Source organism: Pseudodesulfovibrio karagichevae (genome assembly GCF_041414475.1).
In the GTDB taxonomy this organism is placed as follows: Bacteria; Desulfobacterota; Desulfovibrionia; order Desulfovibrionales; family Desulfovibrionaceae; genus Pseudodesulfovibrio; species Pseudodesulfovibrio karagichevae.
In genome coordinates this window covers 114,062-132,908 of record NZ_JBGLYH010000004.1, presented here as the reverse complement: position 1 = coordinate 132,908, position 18,847 = coordinate 114,062, and the positions used below count along the sequence as shown (strand labels likewise).

Annotated in this window: 16 protein-coding genes and 1 tRNA gene; 9 read left to right on the top strand and 8 right to left on the bottom strand. The window is 62.5% G+C overall.

Translation table 11 applies throughout. The features are described from left to right. Window positions 1-254: 254 nt before the first annotated feature. Both gcvT and AB6M95_RS03040 read right to left on the bottom strand, forming a co-directional pair. Window positions 255-1,340: a glycine cleavage system aminomethyltransferase GcvT gene (gene gcvT / locus AB6M95_RS03045; protein WP_371385255.1), complete on the bottom strand. Its 1,086-nt coding sequence runs from the start codon at window positions 1,338-1,340 to the stop codon at window positions 255-257. Window positions 1,341-1,361: 21 nt separating this feature from the next. Beyond that, the gene (locus AB6M95_RS03040; RefSeq protein WP_371385254.1) at window positions 1,362-3,098 is read right to left on the bottom strand and encodes a hypothetical protein; all 1,737 of its coding nucleotides are present in this window, start codon (window positions 3,096-3,098) and stop codon (window positions 1,362-1,364) included. Between the two features lie 276 nt (window positions 3,099-3,374). Here AB6M95_RS03040 and AB6M95_RS03035 point away from each other — a divergent pair, with 276 nt between their 5' ends. Together AB6M95_RS03035 and AB6M95_RS03030 are read left to right on the top strand one after the other, a co-directional pair. Beyond that, on the top strand, window positions 3,375-3,578 hold the full coding sequence (locus tag AB6M95_RS03035; protein WP_338666842.1) for a DUF6485 family protein: 204 nt from the start codon (window positions 3,375-3,377) through the stop codon (window positions 3,576-3,578). A 65-nt stretch (window positions 3,579-3,643) separates the two neighbouring features. Further along, on the top strand, window positions 3,644-4,438 hold the full coding sequence (locus AB6M95_RS03030) for an inositol monophosphatase family protein (RefSeq protein ID WP_371385253.1): 795 nt from the start codon (window positions 3,644-3,646) through the stop codon (window positions 4,436-4,438). Here the strand turns inward: AB6M95_RS03030 and AB6M95_RS03025 are convergent. Next, complete coding sequence (locus AB6M95_RS03025) at window positions 4,435-4,971, bottom strand: NUDIX hydrolase (protein ID WP_371385252.1); 537 nt, start codon at window positions 4,969-4,971, stop codon at window positions 4,435-4,437. The genes AB6M95_RS03030 and AB6M95_RS03025 overlap by 4 nt on opposite strands. A gap of 86 nt (window positions 4,972-5,057) precedes the next feature. Here AB6M95_RS03025 and rimI point away from each other — a divergent pair, with 86 nt between their 5' ends. The 5 genes from rimI to AB6M95_RS03000 all read left to right on the top strand — a co-directional run bounded on the left by rimI (window position 5,058) and on the right by AB6M95_RS03000 (window position 7,973). Next, window positions 5,058-5,513, top strand: coding sequence for a ribosomal protein S18-alanine N-acetyltransferase (gene rimI, locus AB6M95_RS03020; RefSeq protein ID WP_371385251.1), 456 nt, complete (start codon window positions 5,058-5,060; stop codon window positions 5,511-5,513). A gap of 11 nt (window positions 5,514-5,524) precedes the next feature. Further along, window positions 5,525-6,727, top strand: coding sequence for a phosphoglycerate kinase (locus tag AB6M95_RS03015; RefSeq protein ID WP_371385250.1), 1,203 nt, complete (start codon window positions 5,525-5,527; stop codon window positions 6,725-6,727). Further along, on the top strand, window positions 6,724-7,479 hold the full coding sequence (gene tpiA / locus AB6M95_RS03010) for a triose-phosphate isomerase (RefSeq protein ID WP_371385249.1): 756 nt from the start codon (window positions 6,724-6,726) through the stop codon (window positions 7,477-7,479). Before AB6M95_RS03015 ends, tpiA begins: the two co-directional genes overlap by 4 nt. A gap of 40 nt (window positions 7,480-7,519) precedes the next feature. Beyond that, the gene (gene secG, locus AB6M95_RS03005; protein ID WP_371385248.1) at window positions 7,520-7,870 is read left to right on the top strand and encodes a preprotein translocase subunit SecG; all 351 of its coding nucleotides are present in this window, start codon (window positions 7,520-7,522) and stop codon (window positions 7,868-7,870) included. A 16-nt stretch (window positions 7,871-7,886) separates the two neighbouring features. After that, a tRNA-Leu gene (locus AB6M95_RS03000) sits at window positions 7,887-7,973 on the top strand. A gap of 69 nt (window positions 7,974-8,042) precedes the next feature. Here AB6M95_RS03000 and AB6M95_RS02995 read toward each other — a convergent pair. Together AB6M95_RS02995 and AB6M95_RS02990 are read right to left on the bottom strand one after the other, a co-directional pair. Continuing rightward, a complete protein-coding gene (locus tag AB6M95_RS02995; protein ID WP_371385247.1) occupies window positions 8,043-8,711 on the bottom strand; it encodes a nucleotidyltransferase domain-containing protein in 669 nt (222 codons plus the stop codon). 134 nt (window positions 8,712-8,845) lie between these two features. After that, a complete protein-coding gene (locus AB6M95_RS02990; protein ID WP_371385246.1) occupies window positions 8,846-10,789 on the bottom strand; it encodes an ankyrin repeat domain-containing protein in 1,944 nt (647 codons plus the stop codon). 369 nt (window positions 10,790-11,158) lie between these two features. On the opposite strand from AB6M95_RS02990, the gene AB6M95_RS02985 reads away from it, so the two are divergent. Next, a complete protein-coding gene (locus tag AB6M95_RS02985) occupies window positions 11,159-12,673 on the top strand; it encodes a response regulator (RefSeq protein ID WP_371385245.1) in 1,515 nt (504 codons plus the stop codon). Between the two features lie 186 nt (window positions 12,674-12,859). Next, window positions 12,860-14,515: a SulP family inorganic anion transporter gene (locus tag AB6M95_RS02980; RefSeq protein ID WP_371385244.1), complete on the top strand. Its 1,656-nt coding sequence runs from the start codon at window positions 12,860-12,862 to the stop codon at window positions 14,513-14,515. 154 nt (window positions 14,516-14,669) lie between these two features. Here the strand turns inward: AB6M95_RS02980 and AB6M95_RS02975 are convergent, their stop codons facing one another. The 3 genes from AB6M95_RS02975 to betA all read right to left on the bottom strand — a co-directional run bounded on the left by AB6M95_RS02975 (window position 14,670) and on the right by betA (window position 18,839). Continuing rightward, window positions 14,670-15,623, bottom strand: coding sequence for an ABC transporter substrate-binding protein (locus tag AB6M95_RS02975; protein WP_371385243.1), 954 nt, complete (start codon window positions 15,621-15,623; stop codon window positions 14,670-14,672). A gap of 80 nt (window positions 15,624-15,703) precedes the next feature. Then, window positions 15,704-17,188, bottom strand: a complete 1,485-nt coding sequence (betB, locus tag AB6M95_RS02970; RefSeq protein ID WP_371385242.1) for a betaine-aldehyde dehydrogenase — start codon at window positions 17,186-17,188, stop codon at window positions 15,704-15,706. Window positions 17,189-17,195: 7 nt separating this feature from the next. Beyond that, window positions 17,196-18,839: a choline dehydrogenase gene (betA, locus tag AB6M95_RS02965; protein WP_371385241.1), complete on the bottom strand. Its 1,644-nt coding sequence runs from the start codon at window positions 18,837-18,839 to the stop codon at window positions 17,196-17,198. Window positions 18,840-18,847 lie beyond the last annotated feature (8 nt).

Below are 18,847 nucleotides of genomic sequence, written 5' to 3'. Positions count from 1 at the left end.
TCGCTGATCCATAGGTTTGACCTCATTCCAGGGCATAGGCACCTCCAGGCTCTCATGCCCAAAGTGTTACCCATGTTCCCGGGCTAATGTGTTACCTATGTACCCGGGCTGTACCCCCTTTCCCCCTCCCCCCGGACCCCCATCCCCCTTTTCCTCCTAAACTTTTTGGTGCCGCTTCGCGGGTTTTGAGCGCGAACGAAAGCCCCCGGCTTGGTGAGTCGGGGGCTTTCGTTTTAATGCTTATGGAAGATCGGTTACTCGGTCTTCAGGCGGGCCGTGCCTTCCTTGTAGAAGGGCAGGGCCGTCTTTTTCGCTTCCAGTTCGGCGCGGGCGGTCTTGATGATGAAGGTGTCCCTGTCCGCGTCCTCGGCCCGGACGTAGGCCAGGGCGATGCAGTGGCCCAGGCTCGGGGCGAAGGAGCCGCTGGTGATGATGCCGGTCTTCTCGCCGCCGGGCAGGCAGACCTCGTCGTTGTGCCGGGCCGTGCGGCGGCCTTCGATGGTCAGGGGGAGCAGGCATTCGTCCACCCGGCCCAGGCCGGACTTGCCGATGTACTCGGACTCCTTCTTGAGGAAGAAGCCGGCCCCGGCCTCGACCGGGGTGCGCTGTTCGTCCAGGTCCTGGCCGTAGAGCGGATAGCCGATCTCCAGGCGCAGGGTGTCGCGCGCGCCCAGGCCGACCGGCTCCACACGCCCGTCGGCAGCCAGCTTTTCCCAGACCTCCAGGGCCTTGTCCGAGGGCAGGTAGAGCTCGTAGCCCAGCTCGCCCGTGTACCCGGTGCGGCTGACGATCATTGGGAAGCCGAGCGCCTCGGTCTGCTCGAAGTTGAAATATTTCAGGTGATTCCACCTTGAATCGAAGAGATCGTTGATCACGTCCAGGCTCTCGGGGCCCTGCACGTCGATCTTGCCGGTCTCGTCGCTGATGTCCGTGAAGGACAGGCCGTCGGGCAGGTTGGCCGCGATGTGGTCGAAGTCTTTTCGACGGCACGCGCCGTTGACCACGAGCATGTATTCGTCCTCGGCCAGGCAGTAGATGATCAGGTCGTCGTTGATGCCGCCCGAGGCGTTGAGCAGGAAGCCGTAGCGGCATTTGCCGGGGCCCAGCGTGTCCAGGTCGTGGCTGACGACCTTGTTCAGCCCGTCCTTGGCGCCCCGACCCGAGAGCCTGAACTCGCCCATGTGGCAGATGTCGAAGATGCCCGCCTTTTCACGGGTATGCTTGTGTTCGATGATGATGCCCTTGTACTGCACCGGCATGTCGAAACCGGCGAACGGGGCCATCTTGGCTCCGTTTTCCCGGTGCCACTGGGTGAGCGGGGTGGTTTCCAGGTTTTCCAATGTATGCTCCTTGCGGTGTTGCTATTGTCCCGAACCGGCCCGGCTCGACACGCGGGATTTCCGGATGGACCGGAACTCGTCGAGCAGCATGACCAGCTGTTGGTACAGTTTCTTGATGTCCCGCCCGTAGGGCGAGAGGTCCTTGTCGTCCTGCTGCACGTATTTGCGCAGCATGTAGGGGTCGGACACCACGTCGTTGCCGAGGATCAGGATTTTAACGACCAGTTTATCGAAATAGTTGACGATTTCGAATTTGAGATCATTCAGGATCTCGGTCATCAGCTCCAGCATGCGTTTGTACGAAATGGCCTCGCCCTTGTACTTGCGATAGCGCAAATCTTCAAGGACCCTGATCTTCCTGGCCTGCTGAATCTGCCCGTATCGGGACCAGACCTCCTGGTGCAGGTCGTGCAGTTCATTGAAAATCTTGTAGTTGTCCGGGGCCAGGAGGTAGGCGTCCAGGACGCGGACCAGCTGCGCGTAGTAGTCGTCCGAATAATCCACAATGCGGTGCATGTGCTTGGAAAGCCACACGAAGAGCACCTTGAGCCGGTTCTCGTGCGTCTCGGTGTTCTCGATGAGTTCCTGGCGCTTGTAGTTCACCGGGATGCGATACTCGCCGCGCACGATGTCGTTCAGGCGCAGGAGCATGTTGCGCACGTTCTGGATAATGTTCATGCCCTCGATGATCCGCCCGGTGAGGGGATGGATGATCTCCTGCCTGAGCACGGACAGAGCGCGGTCCTCGCGCACGTTGCGGGGGTTGTAGTCGTGCTGCTGGTAGGAGACCCGGAGGATGACCACGCGCTTCTTGGGGTCGATGAAGAAGCCCTGGTCCTTGAGCACCTCGCAGAGTTCCTTCTGGTTGTCGTTGACCTGGATCAGGGCGATCTTTTCCACCTTGGGGTACTTGATGGACCGCCTGGGCGTGCCCTTGGGCGGCGACATCAGCGTGGTGATGGTCCGGTCGCTCTGGCCGAGCACGCGGACGATGAACCGCTCGTGCTGGCGCAGCAGGCGGATGGCGAACATGGCCGAGGAGGTGCGCCGCTCGGAGACGATGGGGAAGCCGTACAGCTCCATCATGAACTGGTACACGAACAGCCGGTTGCACTCGTAGAGCAGATTGTTGCCCGGCTTGAACTTGCCGATCTTGAGCCCGAACTGCTTGAGTTCGCTGTCCAGGTTGGACGGCAGGGAGGCGTACACGCCCTGCAGGGTGAATTCCCCGGCCGAGTTAAGGGCCAGGACGTGCGCCCGCTCCAACTGGAGCAGAAAGGGCAGCATCCTGTCGTAGTCCTGTACGGTGCAGATGTCGCAGGAGCCGAACTGGCTCAGGAACTCCTGATGGTAGCGCTTGGGGAGGCGGCTCAGGAAGGTGCGGATGTTGGTGCCCCGGGCGTTGTCCTCCACGGCGCAGGAGTCCTGCACCTGCATCTCCTCCCAGTCCGAGGGCGAGTGCAGGGCGTCGAACTGGAAGATCTCCTGAAAGGAGTTGAGCTGCCGCTCGAAGGCGACCATGGAGAAGCCGGGCAGGTTCTTGTGCTCGTAGAGATCGACCTCGAAGGAGGGGAGCAGTTCCCGCGCCTCGACCAGGGGGTAGTCCTGTTCCTCGAAATAGGGTCTCAGCAGGCAATGCTTGATGTGCTCATAGTCGATGAACTCCTTGAGTTCCTCAAGGGTTTCGAGTCTGATGCGGGATTTCTTTTTCCCTTTTCTCTTGTAGCCAGGAGCCTGGCTGAATGCTTTTTTCCACATTGGGAGCGGTTCCGGGTCGAGTCAAAGGAGGAGAGGGGTCGGGCCTCATGTGATCATCGTATATGTCTATACCCATCTGCCATGAAATACAATGATTAGCGTATTATAATCACATCAAACGCACTTTGGGGGGGCCATGTGCCGATCACGGGGCCATGGGGCGTCCGCCGCGAAACAATGGTCCTGAATCATTGACTCTCTGCTTGCTGTTGGCTACTGTATCTGGGCTTTTGAGGCACCATCCAACCGCACGTTTCCGTGACCAGAGGGGTCGTCATGAAAAAGAAGGATCAATGCCCGCGATCGAAAATCAACGAACAATACTGTACCTGCACCCATAACTGCGACAAGCACGGTATCTGTTGCGAGTGCCTGCATTACCACCGGCAGCGGGGCGAGCTGCCGGCCTGTTATTTCACCAAGGAAGAGGAAAAGACCTTTAACCGGTCCGTGGAATTCTTCATCCAGCGCAGGTCCTGAGCCCGCGCACCGGGACATCCAGGAGGGCGGCCGCGACCGCCCTTTTTCTTTGAGGAGCAACGCATATGACGGGTGATTTCGACGCCGCACGCATCATGGAAGGGTTGGCCTCCATCGCGGACAGAGCCGGGGACATCGTCCGGGAGGGCGCGAACCGGGGACGGAAGATACGGCACAAGGGACGCATCGACCTGGTCACCGAGACCGATGTGGCCGTGGAGACCATGCTCAAGGGCGAACTGGCCGCGCTCCTGCCGGGGTCGGACTTTCTGGCCGAAGAGACGGCCAAGGACACGGAACCCGGCGAACTGACCTGGATCATCGACCCGGTGGACGGGACCACGAATTTCGCCCACGGGCTGCCGTACGTGGCCAATTCCATCGCCCTGTGGCGCCGCGACCGGGTGGTCCTGGGCATGGTCAACATGCCGCTTCTGGGCGAGCGGTTCACCGCCGTGGAGGGGCAGGGGGCGTTCCTGAACGGCAAACCCTTCCGCGTGACCGACGAGGCGGACCTGGAACAGTGCGTGCTGGCCACGGGCTTCCCCTACGACATCGATGCGCATCTCGAGGATATTTTGAAGAATCTCCGGACCCTGCTGCCCATGGCCCAGGGCATTCGCCGGGGCGGGGCCGCGGCCGTGGACCTGGCCTTCGTCGCCTGCGGACGGCTGGACGGTTTCTACGAGCGCGCCCTGAACCCCTGGGATACGGCGGCCGGGCTGCTGCTCGTCAATGAGGCGGGCGGCAGGGTGACCGAATACGACGCGGCGGTGCCGTACACCTTCGGATCCAGCTCCATCCTGGCCACCAACGGCCGGATTCACGGGGAACTGAGCGGATTGCTGATGCGGAACTAGGCCGGGGCCAGGAAGCCGGATTCCCAGAGGATGACGAGATTGGGCGTGAGCAGCTCCCGGAATTCCTTGATCAGGCAGGTCAGCTCTTCGCGCGAGTAGTAGAATCCCTCGGAGACCGCGTCGCCGTTCGGCACCACGGGCAGGGTGTTCTTGGTCACCTCGAACAGGGAGACGTGCTCGAAGCCGGTTTCGGGCCCGGCGGGCAGTTCCCGGACGAGCTGGGGATGCTCGATCTCCAGGTTCAGCTCCTCCCTGAGGGCGCGGACGGCCGCCTCGAAGGTCGATTCCCCGGCCCGGGGATGGGTCCTGGCGGAAATATCCCAACGGCCCGGGAAGAACTGCTTGTTCGGGTTGCGTTTTTGCAGGAAGATTTTTTTTTCGGGATTGAAGACGAGCACCTGAACCGAGCGATGCATCAGCAATTGCCGGTGCACGCTGCGCTTGGAAAGCACGGCCAGCGGGCGATTGTCCCGGTCTATGACTTCGACCAGGTGATCCGCTTCGCGTTCGAGTGTTTCTTGATGAGAGATCATAACCGCAGGCTCTTTTGTTTGTCTTGCAAACCCTGTATACACGTAATGTTACTACATATCCAGCCCCATATGGCTGCGGAGGCGCGATGAAGGACGAGGTGGTCGAGTTGGGGGAACCGGATGTCCGGGATCTCATGGAGCTCGAAGCGCTATGTTTCGCCTACCACTGGACCAGAGAGCAGTTCCTGCTCGGCCTGGAGGGAGAGGCGTTCAAGGTCATCGGCGTGCGTCGTGACGGCGTCCTCGCGGGGTACATGGCCTTTTCCCTCATCGCCGACGAGATGGAGGTCCTCAACCTGGCCGTGCACCCCGATTACCGGCGGCAGGGGCTGGGCGAGGCGCTGCTGTCCAGGAGCTTCGAGATGTGCGTGGCCTACGGCACCTCGAAAAGTTTTTTGGATGTAAAGGTCTCCAATCATCCGGCCTTGGCTTTGTATCGCAAGTTCGGATACAAGAAGATTGGCGTGAGGAAGAAATATTACCCGGACACCAGGGAAGACGCACTGTTGCTCCGGTACGACTTTCAACAATACGAAGCGTGAGGTCTTGACGTATGCTGTTTATCGATCAGGTTGACATCAAAGGGAAAAAGGTGCTGTTCCGGGTGGACTTCAACGTCCCCATCGAGGACGGCGTCATCACCGACGACAACCGCATCCGCGCGGCCCTGCCGACCATCCGGTACGCCCTGGACAAAGGGGCCTCGGTCATTCTCTGCGCGCACCTGGGCAAGCCCAAGGGCAAGATCGTGCCCGAGCTCTCCCTGGGCCCGGTGGCCAACCGCACCGGCGAACTGCTCGGCAAGGGCGTGGCCCTGGTGCCGGGCCGCATCGGCGATCAGGCCGTGAAGATGGCCGCCGACCTCGCGCCGGGCCAGGTGATCATGCTCGACAACCTGCGCTTCAACCCCGAGGAGACCGGCAAGACGCCGGAGGAGCGGGGCGATTTCGGCAAGCTGCTGGCCTCCCTGGCCGACGTCTACGTCAATGACGCCTTCGGCGTGGCCCACCGCGAGAACGCCTCGGTGGTGGACGTGCCCAAATTCGCCAAGGTCTGCTGCGCCGGGTTCCTGCTCAAGCGCGAGTACGAATACCTCGGCGAGGCCCTGAAGGACCCCAAGCGGCCCTACGTCTGCGTTTCGGGCGGGGCCAAAGTTTCCACCAAGCTGGGAATATTGAACAATCTCCTTGGCAAGGTGGACGACATCATCATCGGCGGAGCCATGGCCAACACCTTTCTGCTGGCCCAGGGGCATGACGTGGGCCAGTCCCTGGTGGAGCCGGACCTGGTCGACGCCGCCAACGAGATCATGGCCAAGGCCAAATCCATGGGCTCGAAGCTCCATCTGCCCGTGGACTTCCGCTACGCCAAGACCCCCAAGGCCAAACAGGCCGAAGGCGTGTGCACGGCCGAGACCATCCCGTCGGACGCCCTGGTCCTGGACATCGGCCCCGAGAGCATCGCCAACTTCGTCGCCGTGATCGAGCGGGCCAAGACCGTTGTCTGGAACGGGCCCATGGGGCTGTTCGAAACCACGGCCTTCGCCAAGGGCTCGCTGGCGGTCTGCAAGGCCATCGCCGGGCTGGAGGACGCCCTGACCATCGTGGGCGGCGGGGACACCGACGCTGTGGTGCATCTGTTGCAACTAGATGAAAAATTTAGCTTTATCTCCACCGGCGGCGGCTCTTTCCTGGAATTCCTCGAAGGCAAGGAGCTTCCGGCCTTCACAGCCTTAAAGGAGTGCATGAACAAATGAAAAAGTTGATGGCAGCCAACTGGAAGATGTACAAGACCTGGGACGAAGCCAGGTCCACGGCGGAAGAACTGGTCGGCCTGGCCGCAGACAAGCTCCCGGCGGACCGCGAGGTGTTGATCTTCCCGCCCTTCACCGCACTCAAGGCCGTGGGGGACGTCTTCGCCTCCGTGCCCGGCTTCTCGGCCGGTGGCCAGGACTACTATATTAAAGAAGAGGGCGCCTTCACCGGCGAGATCGCTCCGAAGATGCTCAAGGACGCAGGAGCAACCTTCGGCCTGACCGGCCACTCCGAGCGCAGGCATGTGCTCGGCGAGGATGACGAATACGTGGGCGCCAAGACCGCCTACGGGCTTCAGGAAGGGCTCAAGGTCATTCTGTGCATCGGCGAGCTCATCGAGGAGCGCAAGGCGGGCCGCGTGCACGAGGTGCTCGAGCGCCAGTTGCGGGCCGGTCTCAAGGACGTTCCCGTGGACATCGACCCCGAGCGGCTGTCCGTGGCCTACGAGCCCGTCTGGGCCATCGGCACCGGCGAGGTGGCCGGACCGGCGGAAATTGTCGAGGCGCACGATTTCACTCGGAAAATTCTCGTTTCCATCTTTGGGAAAAAAGCCAATGAAATGAGGATATTATACGGCGGAAGTGTCAAGCCGGGCAACTGTGCTGAAATTATTGCGCTTGACAATGTCGATGGAGTATTGGTAGGAGGCGCGAGCTTGCAGGGACAAAGCTTCAGCGAGATCGTACTGGCTTGATTTTGCAAGCGGAAAGAAGTTTTAAGAAAAGGGAATAATTGTGGAAACCATAGTCATAGTCATCCATGTTTTGGCTTGCATCTTTTTGATCGGCGCTGTAATGCTTCAGTCCGGTCACGAGGGGATGGGAGTCATCTTCGGCGGCGGGAGCAGCACGATGTTCGGCAGCACCGGCGCGGGCGGTCTCCTGGTCAAGGTAACCGCTGGACTTGCAACGGTTTTCCTGCTCACTTCCCTCGGATACAACATCCTTACGGGGAACAAGGTAGCCAGCCAGGACTCCATCATGCTGCAGCAGAACGCGCCTGCGGCGGAGACCACGGCCCCGGCCGCGCCGGCCAAGCCCGGGGTGACCTTCAAGGATACCGGAGACGACGCCAAGAACCAATAGGTTCAACGCATATCGTGCCGAGGTGGTGGAATTGGTAGACACGCTGTCTTGAGGGGGCAGTGGAAGAAATTCCGTGGGGGTTCGAATCCCCCCCTCGGCACCACGAAAACAAAAGGGTTGCAGCCAACAGGTTGCAACCCTTCCTCTTTTTGTTTTTCTGCCCGGCGCTTGCTCAGGCCGTGCGGACCACGTCCCGCGTCCAGGCGAGGAGCATTTCAAAGGCCCGTTCTTCCGAATGGGCTTTCAGCCAACCTGAAGGATCCAGTCCCGCCTCGATGATCTCCCGCCTTGCGCCTTCCAGATCCAGGAGCAGCTCCCGTCTGCCCGCGCAGTATCGCCCCGCATCCAGGTAGTGAACCACCTGCATCAGAAAAAAGGCGGATTTGAAGGCCTCCTTCAGGATGGCTCGCCTGGCTTCCAGGTCGGCATAAAGGTAACCGTGGGTCAGTGGATGCAGAAGGGCGGAGGCGCTGACCTTCGCTCCGTACCGAATGTCGTCTCGGGTGATGGGCGGCATGAAATCGGCGAGCCTGCCAAAGTGATCGGCCGTGTCCTTGCCGAAGGCGAACAGCTCGTGGGGCGGCCAGGTCGAGAATTCCCGGATGCCGCACAGGAAGCCGCACGCCTTGTGTCCCTCCGGCATGGCGTGAACGATGGCGCGATACGCATCGAGATCACCTAGTTCGACCATATCCAGCAGGACGACCAAGTCGATGTCACTCGTTTCGCAGGCCTCTCCCCGGCGATAACTGCCCTGTAGTCCGAGATAGAGCAATCGTGGGCCGAACACCTCCCGCAGCTGGGGGAGGACCTCGGACATCCAGGTTTGCGCTTCGATCATGTCGTGCTCCTTGAGGGTTGCGGGATACGGTGGTGTACCAGCCACCGTTTCTTTGCGCCAGCACTCCCTCAAGGCAATGATCAAATCAGCCTGTATCCCCGGTGACTCCACGTCCCGCGTCCGCCGAACTGTTGTTAAACGGGAGGCCCGGGCTTTTTCTTCGCGGTCTCGCGGGCTCCGTGAGCCTTGAGATACTCCACGGCATCGAGGAGTCTCTGTTTGGTTTCCCCTCTTGGTTGGCGTTTGTTGCCGAGTCGACTCAGAGCGAGATCGAGCGGTGTCTGTCCGCGCTTGTCCGGCGCGTTGATGTCCGCTCCGGCGTCGATGAGCAGGGCGCAGGTCTCCGGTTGGGCGTTCAGGGCGGCTTGGTGCAGGGGCGTGTCGCCGCCCCGGTCCGTGGTCATGATGTCCGCGCCTTGTTGGATCAGGTATTCGGCCGCCTCCTTTCTGCCGCTCATTGCGGCGCTGAAGAGAGGCGTCATGCCCAGACGGTCCGGCTCGTCCACCGCATATCCCTTGCTCTCCAGCAGTTTGAGTGTGGCCACCTCGTTGGTCCTGGCCGCGAGGTGCATGGCCGTTCTGCCGAACTGGTCCCTTTGGGCCCCGTCGGCACCCGCCTTCAGCAGCAGTTCGACCATGTCGGGATATCGTTTTTTAACCGCAACCTGGAGGGAGGATACGCCGCCGGGGCCGGTTGCGTTGATATCGGCCCCGTGGGCAAGGAGGAGGTTGACGGTCTCGATGTTGTGCTCGGCCACACAGATGAAGAGCGGGCTCATTTTGGCCCTGCCCTGACGGTTCACGTCCGCGCCGGACTCGATGAGCAGCGGGGCCACTCGACTGTCGGGCTCGGCGGCCGCATAGGCAAGGGCGGTCAGGCCCATGCCGGAGGCCATGTCAAGGTCTGCCCCGGCCTTGATCAGGACCTTTGCCGCACCGTACCAGTCCAGGCTGGCCGCCCGCTGGAGCGGGGTGTCGAGCCTACCCATCTGGTCGGGTTTCGCGCCGTATTGCAGGAGGTATTTGATGACTTCGGGCCGATTGTTCTGGGCCGCCGAGTGCAGGGGATAGTCCCACTGGCTATCCGGAATATTCGGGTCCGCGCCTGCCTCGAGAAGCAGGATAATGGTCGAGAGCCTGCCCTCTTGGACCGCATAGGCGAGCGGTGTCTTCTTGAATCTGTCCGCCTGGTTCGGGTCAGCCCCCTCCTTGAGCAGGCTGCGCACTTGCTCCAGGCCGAATTTGCTTTGGGCGGCCTGGTGGAGCGGGTATTCTCCTTTATCCTTCTCCGGTCGCGGAGTCGGGCCCGAGGTCAGCCGGGAATCCTTCGCTCCGTTGGCGGTCAATAGTTCTGACATGGCCGGGAAGTTGCTCCGGGCTGCTGTCTGCAATGGCGTTCCGTATCTTCCCGGAGTGTTCAGTTTGGCGCCGTGCCGTATCAGGTGCTCCATGAGGGCCACCCGGTTGGCCCGCACGGCCTCATGCACCGCCGTTTGGCCGAGCTTGTTCGGGATGTTCGGATCGGCCCCGGCGTCCAGCAGCAGGAGGATGCAGGAGCTCTCGACCCGGCCGATGCCGAGGCAGAGCGAGGTGTTTCCCTGTTTGTCGCGAACGTCGAGGTCGGGCTTGCGCTCCAATAGGACGCGAAGGGCCTCCAGGGCTGCGGGGCCGTGGGCCATGAAGGCCGCGTGCAGGGGAGTGCCCCCGTAGTTGCTGGCCGCGTTGACGTCCGCACCCGCCTCCATGAGGACCACCATGTTCGCGGCGCGACCCTGTCCGGCGGCCGCAATCAACGGCGTGACGCCGTACTTGTTGCGCGCATCCACCTCGGCGCCTGCACGGAGCAGTGCGCGGCAGATGTCCGGGGTGCCCCAGGCGGCGGCAATGTGCAGCGGAGTGTTGTCGTTCTTGTCCCGTTCATGAGGGTCGGCCCCATCGGCCAGCGCTTCCCATACGGGCCGCGCATCCAGGGAGCGGGACAGTTCGATCAGGGTCTTCCCCTGTGCGGTGGAGGGCAGGAGCGTCAGGCACAACAGACAGACCGGAATCAGATACCGTACACAAGCAGGTAGATTCATGGAAGGTTTCTCCCGGAGGTTGCGGGGAAACAGCCTGAGCAGCCTTTTCGTATCAAGATAATATGTCTTTGTATATCGCTTTATTCCCGAAAGCCGTTGGTCGTCGCTCGGCACGGCGTCAAGGGCGCGTTGGACATGGAACGCTTCGTGCAAAAAAGACCGATCATTCGATGACTATTTTTGATATAATAAATCAGAATCATTGAATGAAATCGTGATCAAGGAAGAGCGGGCGCGTGCCGAAAGAGCAAGGCGGTCCGTTTGGCACCCATCTCACGTTGCAACTCGCAACAGTTGCGCTTCCGGAGATGACCGCCAGCATGTCGCAAACAACCGCCTGATGGGATCAGGCCAAGCCACGGGTGCACCATGACTGCCATTACAATATTCAACGGACGTTTTTGCGATGCCCGGCCCGTGGCCGAGCGGGTGGCCGAAATCACCGGGTATCACCTGGTGGACGACCAGGAGATCATTGCCGACGCCGCCCGGCTCTCCGGCCTGAACCGGGCGTTTTTTACCGGGATGTTCAGCGCGGAAGCGGGTGTTTTCGGCATGTCCGGGCCGGACCGGCACCGGGTTGTCAGTTGGTTGCGGCACGCCATGGCCCGGAAGCTGGCTAACGATAAAAACCTTGTTTTCTGGGGATATACGGCATTGCTGGCCCCCCGTGATTGCGGGAACATCCTTGGCGTCTGTTTGGTCAACGAGACGAACGACCGGCTTTGGACAGCGTGCCGGGACGGTGAGCACACCGAGCCCGAAGCGCGTGAGCTTATGGCCGCCGCCGACCGCGTGTGCGGAGAATGGGTGGTCGGTGTTACAGAATGCAACGACCCGTGGTCCAAGACCTTATACGACATGATCGTACCGGTCGGGGCCCTCGGGGTCCGGCAGAGCGCGTATCTCATCGTCGAGCAGCTGGCCAACGCCGTGGTCCGGGATTCCGCAGCCGCGAGGGCGCGCGTGCAGGACTTCCGCCTGGCTGCCGAGGTGCAGGCGGAACTGGCGCGCCATGGCCACGACGTGGCCGCGTCCGCACGGGCCGGGGTCCTGACCCTGAGCCTGGAGAGCCACGACGCGACGCTGCGGAACGGCACTCGCAGCCTGTTTGAGGAAGTGTCCGAATTCAAAGGGGTTCGGGGTGTGGAGATCGGCACGGGCCAGCGCTACAATCCCAATGACGTTTTTCTGCGGGCGACTCTCGTTCGTCCGTGCCGCGACGCGGCGGCCGTCGAAGACACCGAGTGCCCGTCGGCCAGCGCAGAGGACATCGCCCTGGCCGAAGCCATCCGTGAACAGTTTCCGTATGACGCCTGGGGCGTGTCCGTGTTCGTCAAGGACGGATTCGTGTCCCTGACCGTCAACGACCACGGCAAACTGCTGGACCGGATGGCCCGGCGCGTCTGTGATCTGGCGATGACCATCGACGGCGTGTCGGGCGTGGAGTTCGGCATCGGCCGGGAGTATCATCAGGGCGCGGCCTGCGCCCGGATTCGGCGCAAGCGTTGCCTGGCGGCGCTCGCGGACGACAGGCGCAAGTTCGTTCCGACCCTGTCCCCGCGTCTGCGGCAGGGCGGCGAGATGGGGTCCTTCGCCCTGTATGACGGGAAGAGCGCGTTCTACACCATGGACGAGCACGAGCCCGAGGTGGTCGTCCTCGACATGCCGGGCGCGGACGGGGCCGACGTGCTGCGACGGTTCAAGCGGGATCATCCCGAAACCGAGGTCCTTGTCCTTTCCGGCCGGGGGGCCGAACAGGACTACGAGGCGTGCATGAACCTGGGGGCCTTTGCCTGCCTGAAAAAGCCGGTGAACACTGCCGCCTTGAGCGAGACCATCCGGGCCGCCTGCGAAAAGTCTCGTTCCTGCTCCTGCCCTTGATCCGGGTAACCATCTTTCAAAACCACGCGTAACTAAAAGGTTTTTAAGCCGCTGTAGAGGAGCCTCGTCTCCTCCGTCGTGGGTGCTTGTCGTCCTGGTTCGAGATGCGGACGGTATTTGCAGGGGGCGGAACGGGAGACATGGCCTGTCCGAACTGGCCCGAGTTATTTTCATAAGGATGCGAGTGTGAAAGTTCTGCATTATGATTTCAAGCACCTACGTGGAGATTTCTGCGGAGGGTTGACCGCTGGTATCGTGGCCCTGCCCCTTGCGCTGGCATTCGGGGTCGCCTCGGGGGCCGGCGCGGCTGCGGGCCTGTACGGAGCCATCGCGCTCGGATTCTTCGCCGCGGTGTTCGGCGGCACGCAGACCCAGATCTCCGGTCCCACCGGACCCATGACCATCGTGGCCGCCTCGGCCGTGGCCGCCTTCCCGGGCCACCCGCAGTACATCATCGCCGTGTTCCTGATCGCGGGCTTCGGGCAGATCGTGCTCGGCTCGGCCCGGCTGGGGACCTTTGTCCGGTTCATCCCGTATCCCGTGGTCTCCGGGTTCATGAACGGCATCGGCGTGATCATCATTTTACTGCAATTGGAGCCGCTCCTCGGAGTGCCTACGGTCAGTTCGCCCATGGCGGCCCTGTTCGGGCTGGGTTCCGCCCTGGGCCACATTCACATGCAGTCGCTCATGCTGGGTGCGCTGACCATCTCCATCGTCTTTCTGGTCCCGGCCCGGATCACCCGTGTGGTGCCGTCCCCGCTCATCGCGCTGCTGGTTGGCACGGTCATCGCATGGCAGGGGCATTTCGACGTGGCCATGATCGGCGCCATCCCGTCCGCCTTGCCCCATCCGACCATGCCGGGCTTCGAGGCCTCGCAGGTGGGCCGGATCGTCGGGCTCGGCCTGGCCCTGGCCGTGCTGGGGACCATCGACTCCCTGCTGACCTCGGTGGTGGCGGATTCCCTGACCCGCAAGAAACATGATTCCAACCGCGAACTCATCGGGCAGGGCATCGGCAACATGGTTTCGGCCATCCTGGGCGGCCTGCCCGGAGCCGGGGCCACCATGCGCACCGTGGTGAACATCAAGGCCGGGGGCACCACACGGGTTTCCGGCGTGATCCACGCCTCGCTGCTCCTGGCCATCCTGCTGGGCCTCGGCCCCCTGGCTTCCCACATCCCCATGGCCGTGCTTGCGGGCATCCTGGTCAAGGTGGGCGTGGACATCATCGACTACCGGTTGCTGTCCCTGGTGAAGAGGGCTCCGTGCACCGACCTGCTGGTTATGATCGTGGTCTTCGGGGTCACGGTCTTCGTCGACCTCATCGTGGCCGTGGGCGTGGGCGTGACCCTGGCCGCCGCCATGGTGGCGGTGCGCACCGCGCGCCAGTGCAGCGTCTCCGTCTCTGAGGTGGAGGACCGTCCCCTGGACGATCTGGCCGAGGACGCCATCCAGCGGGAGACGGACTACGGCATCCAGGTCGTGACCATCCGCGGGCCGTTCTTCTTCGGCACCACGGCCAATATGCAGGACAAGTTCTCCTCCATGCTCGGCACCCAGGTCCTGGTGGTCAACTGCCTCGACGTGCCGTTCATGGACATCTCGGCGGTTTTCGCCCTGGGCGAGATCATCGAAAAACTGCAGGCGGCCAGGATCACCGTACTGCTGGCGGTGACCGACGAGCAGCGCGAAAGTCTGCAGAAGCTGGGCATGGACAAGCTGCTCGCACCCGACGCCTACTATGGCAGCCATGAGGCGGTTCTGGCCGCCGCGCGCAAGCTCCTGGCGCAACACCGTCAGCTGGAAACCCTGGTTCCCCGCGCGAGCGGGGCTGCCTCTTAGGCCGGTACTCCATCACGACGACGCAAGGGTTGCGGCCAACTGGCCGCAACCCTTTTTTTTTGCGTATGATCGCCTTGTGATCAGGCTGGAAAGGGCGCGAAAAAGGGGAACCGCGCGAACGCGGTTCCCCGATATTATCGGCTGTGGAGAGCGTCTACGCCTTGGAATCGAGATACGCCTTGAAGGCGGGCGCGCCGGGCTCGCCGCCCGTGGTGGTCACGCCGTCCAGCCATTTTTCGTACATCTCGGGATGGGCCTTGAGCCAGAGCAGGCCTGCCTTGCTCAGGCCTATGGACGCATCCTTGTGCACCGAGGTCATGATCTGGTTCATCATGGATACCGGGAATGTCATATTCTTGAACAGTTTCGCCACGTTGGGATTGTCCTGTTCCAGCCCCTTGCGGATGTTGGTCCACACGGTGGCCGTGCCGTCGCTGGCCCCGAAGGTCGCTTCGGTGCTGCCGGTCAGGTAGGTCATGTCTATGCGCTCGTTCATGCTGTGCGGGGCCCAGCCGAGAAAGACGATCCACTTGTGGTTGGCGGCATAGGCCTGGACCTGGGAGAGCATGGCCACCTCGCTGGACGCGACCAGCTTGAACTTGCCCAGTCCGAACAGGTCCTTGTCGATCATGTCCTGGATGATCTGGTTGCCGTCGTTGCCCGGCTCGATGCCGTAGATCTTCCAGTCCAGCTTGTCGCCGAACTTGGCTATATCGCTGAAATCCTTGAGCCCGGCCTGGGCGCAGAAGGTGGGCACGGCCAGGGTGTACTTGGCTCCGGGCATGTTGGCCACGTATTTGACGACCTTGCCGCTGTCGAAGAACTTGTTGGCGATGGTGGCCATGGAGGGCATCCAGTTGCCGAAAAACACGTCGGCGTCCCCGTTGGCCAGGGCGGAGTAGGCGATGGGTACGGAAAGGACCTTGTTGTCGGCCTGATACCCCAGGCTCTTGAGGACGGCGACCGCCATTTCGGACTTGATGGTCACGCCGGTCCAGGACACGCTGGCCACGGTGATCTTGTCGGCGGCGCGCGCCGGGATGGTGGAGCAGAATATGGTTGCGATGACGAGGAAGGCGACGGCGAGCCGTCTGAAACCGGAAGACATTGAACCTCCTTGGTTGGGATTGGCGGGAGCGGCGGCCCGTCGGACCGGCCGGCTCCCTGCGCCCGGAGCGGACGCCCTGATTACTCGGCCTTCACGCCGAACCAGTTGAGGGCTTTGGTGGCGTGGTTGCGATAGATGTGTTTGACCTCGGTGTATTCCTCAAGGCCGATGGCGCCCAGTTCTCGGCCCAGGCCGGACTGCTTGTAGCCGCCCCAGGGGGCCTGGACGAAATATACGTTGAAGTCGTTGACCCAGACCGTGCCGAAGCGGAGCCGCTTGGAGACCCGCTCCATGCGGTCCGGGTCCCTGGTCCAGAATCCGGCGGACAGACCGTAGATGGTGGCGTTGGCCCGCTCGACCGCTTCGTCCTCGGTGGAGAACCGCTCCACGGTGATGACCGGACCGAAGACCTCCTCCCGGACGATGCGCATGTAGTTGGCGCAATCGGTGAACAGGGTGGGCAGGTAGAAGAAACCCTTTGCCAGCGCGGGATCGTCCGGCCGTGAACCGCCGAGCACGAGGGTCGCGCCTTCCTTTTTGGCGATGTCCACGTAGCCTTCGACCTTGGCGAGATGCTCTGCGGAGATGAGCGGTCCCATCTGGGTCCCCTCGTCAAAGCCGTTCCCCACCTTGATGTTGGCCATGCGTTCGCGCAGGGCATCGACGAACCGGTCGTGGACGCCGTCCTGAACCATGACGCGCGCCCCGGCCGAGCAGATCTGCCCGGCGTGGAAGAAGACGCCGTTCAAGGCGTAGTCCACGGCCAGGTCCAGGTCCGCGTCGTCGAAGATGATGTTCGGGTTCTTGCCGCCCAGTTCCAGGGCGACCTTCTTCACGTTTCCGGCGGCCGCGCGCATGATGGTCTTGCCCGTGGCGATGCCGCCGGTGAAGGAGATGAGGTCCACGTCGTCGTTCTCGGACAGCTCCGCGCCCACTTCCGCGCCGGGACCGAGGACCGTGTTGACCACGCCGGGCGGGAACCCTGCCTCTTCGGCCAGCTCCGTGACCTTAAGGGTGGTTAAGGGGGTGATTTCGCTCGGTTTCATGACGATGGTGCACCCGGCGGCCAGGGCCGGGGCCATCTTCCAGGAAGCCTGGAGCAGGGGATAGTTCCACGGCGATATCTGGCCGCAGACCCCAACCGGCTCGCGGACCAGCGTGCTGGTGGAGTCGGGATTGGGCGAGGCGATGACCTGGCCCGCGTCCTTGTCGGCCAGTCCCGCGAAGTAGCGGAAGATGCCCGCGATGTCGTCCATGTCCCAGCGGCTTTCCTCAACGGTCTTGCCCGTGTCCAGGCTCTCCAGCCGGGCCAGCTCCTCGCGGTCCCGCTGGATGAGATCGGCCAGGCGGAAGAGCAGACGGCCGCGCTCGGCGGCGGGCGTCTGCGGCCAGCCACCCGTGTCGAAGGCGTTTCGGGCGGCCTTGATGGCCGCCTTGGCGTCCTCGCGGGTCCCCTCGGGCACGGTGGCGATGACCGTGCCGTCAAAGGGGTTAATGATGTCCCTGGTCGCGCCCGTCAGGCTTTGCATCCACTTTCCGTCTATATATAGCATGCTTTTCACCATGGTTAACCTATTGGGATTTCGAGTGTTGATGGAATAGGGCGTGTTCCGGGGGCAGGGGCGTGTTGCCGAGGATGATGTCGGCGGCCTTTTCCGCGATCATCATGACCGGGGCGTAGATGTTGCCGTTGGTCACGTAGGGCATGACCGAGGCGTCCACCACGCGCAGTCCGTCCACGCCGTGGACCTTCAGTTCGGGGTCGGTCACGGCCATGTCGTGGGTGCCCATGGCGCAGGTGCAGCTCGGGTGGTAGGCGGACTCGCCCTCGCGGGCCACGAAGTCGAGGATCTCCTCGTCGGTCTGGGCCTGCGCGCCGGGTGCGAGTTCCTTGCCGCGCAGTGCATCGAAGGCGGGTTGGGTCATGATCTCGCGGGTCTTGCGGATGGCCTCCACCCATTCCCGTTTTTCCTGCTCGGTGGACAGGTAGTTGAACAGGATGGACGGATAGTCGGCCGGGTTCGCGGACTTCAGCTTCACGTGGCCGCGCACGTCGGTGTTCATGGGGCCGACGTGGACCTGGTAGCCGTGGCCCTCGTTGGGGGCCGATCCGTCGTAGCGGATGGCGATGGGCAGGAAGTGGTATTGGAGGTTGGGGTATTCCACCCGGTCGTTGCCCCGGATGAAGCCGCCCGCCTCGAAGTGGTTGGTGGCCGCCTCGCCCGTGCGCCCGAAGAGCCACTTCATGCCGATCCATGGTTGGTTGTACCATTTCAGGCAGGGGAACATGGAGACCGGCTGCTTGCAGGCGTACTGGACGTAGAGCTCCAGATGGTCCTGGAGATTCTCGCCCACGCCGGGCAGGTCGTTGACCACGTCGATGCCCAGGGCGGACAGTTCGCGGCCGTTGCCCACGCCGGAAAGTTGCAGCAACTGCGGCGAGTTGATCGCGCCGCCGCAGGAGATGATCTCACCGCCGTAGGCCTTGAAGGTGCGCTTGCCGCGCGTGTACTCCACGCCCACCGCGCGCTTGCCCTCGAACAGGATGCGCGTGGTCATGGCCTTGCACTTGACGGTCAGGTTGCGCCGGTTCTTGACCGGATGGACGTACGCCCTGGCCGCATTCCAGCGGCGGCCCCGGTAGGTGTTGCGGTCGAACTTGCCGAACCCTTCCTGCTGGTAGCCGTTGACATCCTTGGTCACCGGATAGCCCGCCTGCTGCACGGCCTGGAAAAAGGCGTCGAAGAGCGGGTTGTCGCACTCGGGGGTGGTCAGGTAGAGGGGGCCGACCGCGCCCTGGTACTCGTCGGCTCCGGCGGTGCGGCATTCGAACCGTTTGAAATAGGGCAGGCAGTGAGCGTAGTCCCAGTCCTCCAGACCGTCCTCCCTGGCCCATTTCTCGTAATCCATGGCGTTGCCGCGAATGTAGATCATGCCGTTGATGCAGCTTGATCCGCCCAGGACCTTGCCGCGCGGCTGATAGATGCGCCGGTTGTTCATGTGCGGCTCGGGCTCGGACTCGTACCACCAGTTGTAGGTCTTTCCGGCCAGGGGATAGGTCAGGGCCGCAGGCATGTGGATGCGGAAATCGAATTTGAAATCAGGCAGCCCGGCCTCCAGGACCAGGACCTTGTTCTTGGGGTTGGCGCTCAGGCGGTTGGCCAGGACCGAGCCTGCGGAACCTCCGCCGACAATTATGTAATCGTAATGCTTCATGTAATCCG

Excerpts from the sequence above, each read along its gene's own strand:
- AB6M95_RS03040 (WP_371385254.1), bottom strand. The coding sequence starts at position 3,098 with ATGTGGAAAAAAGCATTCAGCCAGGCTCCTGGCTACAAGAGAAAAGGG.
- AB6M95_RS03035 (WP_338666842.1), top strand. The coding sequence starts at position 3,375 with ATGAAAAAGAAGGATCAATGCCCGCGATCGAAAATCAACGAACAATAC.
- AB6M95_RS03030 (WP_371385253.1), top strand. The coding sequence starts at position 3,644 with ATGACGGGTGATTTCGACGCCGCACGCATCATGGAAGGGTTGGCCTCC.
- AB6M95_RS03025 (WP_371385252.1), bottom strand. The coding sequence starts at position 4,971 with ATGATCTCTCATCAAGAAACACTCGAACGCGAAGCGGATCACCTGGTC.
- rimI (WP_371385251.1), top strand. The coding sequence starts at position 5,058 with ATGAAGGACGAGGTGGTCGAGTTGGGGGAACCGGATGTCCGGGATCTC.
- AB6M95_RS03015 (WP_371385250.1), top strand. The coding sequence starts at position 5,525 with ATGCTGTTTATCGATCAGGTTGACATCAAAGGGAAAAAGGTGCTGTTC.
- tpiA (WP_371385249.1), top strand. The coding sequence starts at position 6,724 with ATGAAAAAGTTGATGGCAGCCAACTGGAAGATGTACAAGACCTGGGAC.
- AB6M95_RS02995 (WP_371385247.1), bottom strand. The coding sequence starts at position 8,711 with ATGATCGAAGCGCAAACCTGGATGTCCGAGGTCCTCCCCCAGCTGCGG.
- AB6M95_RS02990 (WP_371385246.1), bottom strand. The coding sequence starts at position 10,789 with ATGAATCTACCTGCTTGTGTACGGTATCTGATTCCGGTCTGTCTGTTG.
- AB6M95_RS02985 (WP_371385245.1), top strand. The coding sequence starts at position 11,159 with ATGACTGCCATTACAATATTCAACGGACGTTTTTGCGATGCCCGGCCC.
- AB6M95_RS02975 (WP_371385243.1), bottom strand. The coding sequence starts at position 15,623 with ATGTCTTCCGGTTTCAGACGGCTCGCCGTCGCCTTCCTCGTCATCGCA.
- betB (WP_371385242.1), bottom strand. The coding sequence starts at position 17,188 with ATGGTGAAAAGCATGCTATATATAGACGGAAAGTGGATGCAAAGCCTG.
- betA (WP_371385241.1), bottom strand. The coding sequence starts at position 18,839 with ATGAAGCATTACGATTACATAATTGTCGGCGGAGGTTCCGCAGGCTCG.